The organism is Mycobacterium sp. IDUB_19, from assembly GCF_055419445.1.
Genome location: NZ_JBVAXR010000004.1, coordinates 1 through 2509 on the forward strand (window position 1 = coordinate 1; position 2509 = coordinate 2509).

Consider the following 2509-nt stretch of genomic DNA (forward strand, 5'->3'; position numbering starts at 1 on the left):
TTTTGGGATTGAATAAACTTCTGGGTCTGCTGCGATGGAGCGGTCGCCGACGGGTCCGTCAAGGAGCTAATCCCTTCGTGCTCCCCCGTCTAACGTGTACTCACAAACATCAACACCTTACTCGACTCCATCCGATGGGGATGGCATTGACGAATACACCCTCGAGGGCACGAGCCGAAGATAACGGTGGATGTCAGTCAATATTGGGTGATGCCCGCCCCCGACACCCTGACAGCGCCGACACCTGGCAACTGAAAGGCTTGACCACTGATGAAATTCGCCCTCGCAAGCTATGGAACGCGCGGCGATATCGAACCTTCCGCGGCCGTCGGCCGCGAACTGCAGCGCAGAGGGCATGAAGTCTGTTTGGCGGTCCCTCCTGGACTGATGGACTTCGCCGAGGAAGTTGGGCTGGCGGCCGTGGCGTACGGGCCGCCGATAGAGGAATTCCTGGACGAGGATTTCCTACGCAACATGTGGACGAATTTCTTCCGCAGCGCCTGGACGATCAGCGGCCCGATCAACCTGGTGCGCAAAATCTGGGAACCCATCATCGTGCACTGGGCCCAGGTGAATACGACGCTGATGTCACTGGCAGACGGGGCCGACCTGCTGTCCACCGGCATCAATTTCGAACAGGCCGCGGCCAACGTGGCGGAGCACTACGACATTCCGTTGGCCACGCTGCATCACTTCCCCATGCGGGCCAACGGCCAGCTGGTCCCGAGCCTGCCGGCGCCGCTGGTCCGTTCCTCGATGACCGCGATCGAGTGGCTGTTTTGGCGCTCGACGAAAAAGGTCGAAGATGAGCAGCGCCGCGAGCTAGGCCTGCCGAACGCGACATGTCGCTCACAGCAACGGATCGTCGAACGGGGTTCGCTGGAGATCCAGGGCTACGACGGCGTGTGCTTTCCCGGGCTGGCCGCCGAGTGGGCGAAATGGAATGGCCGCAGACCCTTTGTCGGTGCGCTGACAATGGAACTGGCGACCGATGCCGACGATGGGGTGACGTCGTGGATCGCCGCGGGAACACCGCCGATCTGCTTCGGCTCGGGCAGCATACCGGTCGAATCCCCGACCGAGTTGGTCGAAATGATCAGCACGACGTGCGCTGAGTTGGGCGAGCGCGCATTGGTGTGCTTCGGCGGAACAGACTTCACCGACGTTCCGCATCCCGACCACGTCAAGCTGGTGGGCCCGGTGAACTACGCGACGGTTTTCCCCGCCTGCCGCGCGGTGGTGCACCACGGCGGCTCGGGCACCACGGCCGCAAGCATGCGCGCGGGGATCCCCACGCTGATCCTATGGAGCTCGGCCGATCAGCCGTACTGGGGAGCTCAGGTGAAACGGCTGAAGGTCGGCGCCGCCCGGCGCTTTTCGACCGCCACCCGGGAAACGCTGATCGCCGATCTGCGCGAGATCCTGGCCCCGCAATACGCCACCCGTGCCCACGAACTTGCCAGTCGGATGACCAAACCCGAAGAAAGCATTGGCCGCGCGGCCGATCTGTTGGAAGATGCCGCCCGCGGGAAAGCTTCCGGCTGAGCGGACTATCGTGCCGGCTTGATCAGCAGACCCTGCCCGGTGGGCAGTGCGCAGATCGGTACCCCTAGTTCAGCCGCCAAGGTGTCCATGGCGGCGCGCTGCTCGTCGCGCCCTCGGTTCGCGTAGTCGTCGAGGAGCACAAAGGCGCCCGGCGATAGTCGCGGCCAAAAGTGGCGCAGCGCAGCGATTTCGGGCGGAGCACAGTTCATGTCGATGTGTAGGTAAGCCACCGCACGCGCCTCGACTTGGTCAAGGGTTTCCGGGACCGTACCAACGATGATGCGCTGGTTTTTCCACTCCGCGAAATTGGCGCGGACACCCTCGACGCCGCTGACGTACATCCCATTTCGCAGCTTTGTCTGGCTTCGCTCAACCTCCCCCGATTCGCGTTCCGCGTCGGTGACGAAGCGCGGATCGATTCCCGCGAAGGTGTCGAGCAGATAGAAGGTTTTGCCCAGGCGATCCCAGTCGAGGCGCTCCATGATGGCGCTGCTCAAGAATCCATAACTGACGCCACACTCGACGAAGTCACCGTCCAGCTTGCTCGCGTTCTCTGCTACCCAAAGGCCGATGTGCACCCGCCATTGCCACTGATACCAGTCCTGGTCGGGGAGGGCGCGCGCGCCGCGTTGGTAGGCGCGCTGGAACGCGGGGTCGTCGAGAAACGCGTCGTTGTGGAAGCTGATCAACCCGTCGCTTGCGTAGACATCGGGGAGCACAGTTCGCGCGAGCCAATACTCGGCGCGCACCCACCACATCAGGAAGCGAGTCTTAACGTCTAGACCGTTTGCCACGGCGGCAACCATAGCATTGGCGCCCACCGTGTCTCCGGCGAATCGGGTGGGTCCACCGTCAACTTGTTTTATCTGTTCTGCAGCCAGCTTCGAAAGCAAACACGTTCGTAGACATGGGTTTCCAGCGAACGGCATTTGCCGTCCGTGCTATTGGCAACCGGATCCAGGCC

Annotated in this window: 2 protein-coding genes; one reads left to right on the plus strand and one right to left on the minus strand. The window is 62.5% G+C overall.

What is annotated here, in order from left to right; genetic code table 11:
- Positions 1–270 precede the first annotated feature (270 nt).
- Positions 271–1545: a glycosyltransferase gene (locus ACZY0B_RS05055; RefSeq protein WP_463762938.1), complete on the plus strand. Its 1275-nt coding sequence runs from the start codon at positions 271–273 to the stop codon at positions 1543–1545.
- 5 nt (positions 1546–1550) lie between these two features.
- Here the strand turns inward: ACZY0B_RS05055 and ACZY0B_RS05060 are convergent, their stop codons facing one another.
- Positions 1551–2339, minus strand: a complete 789-nt coding sequence (locus tag ACZY0B_RS05060) for a class I SAM-dependent methyltransferase (RefSeq protein WP_463762939.1) — start codon at positions 2337–2339, stop codon at positions 1551–1553.
- Positions 2340–2509 lie beyond the last annotated feature (170 nt).

Excerpts from the sequence above, each read along its gene's own strand:
- ACZY0B_RS05055 (WP_463762938.1), top strand. The coding sequence starts at position 271 with ATGAAATTCGCCCTCGCAAGCTATGGAACGCGCGGCGATATCGAACCT.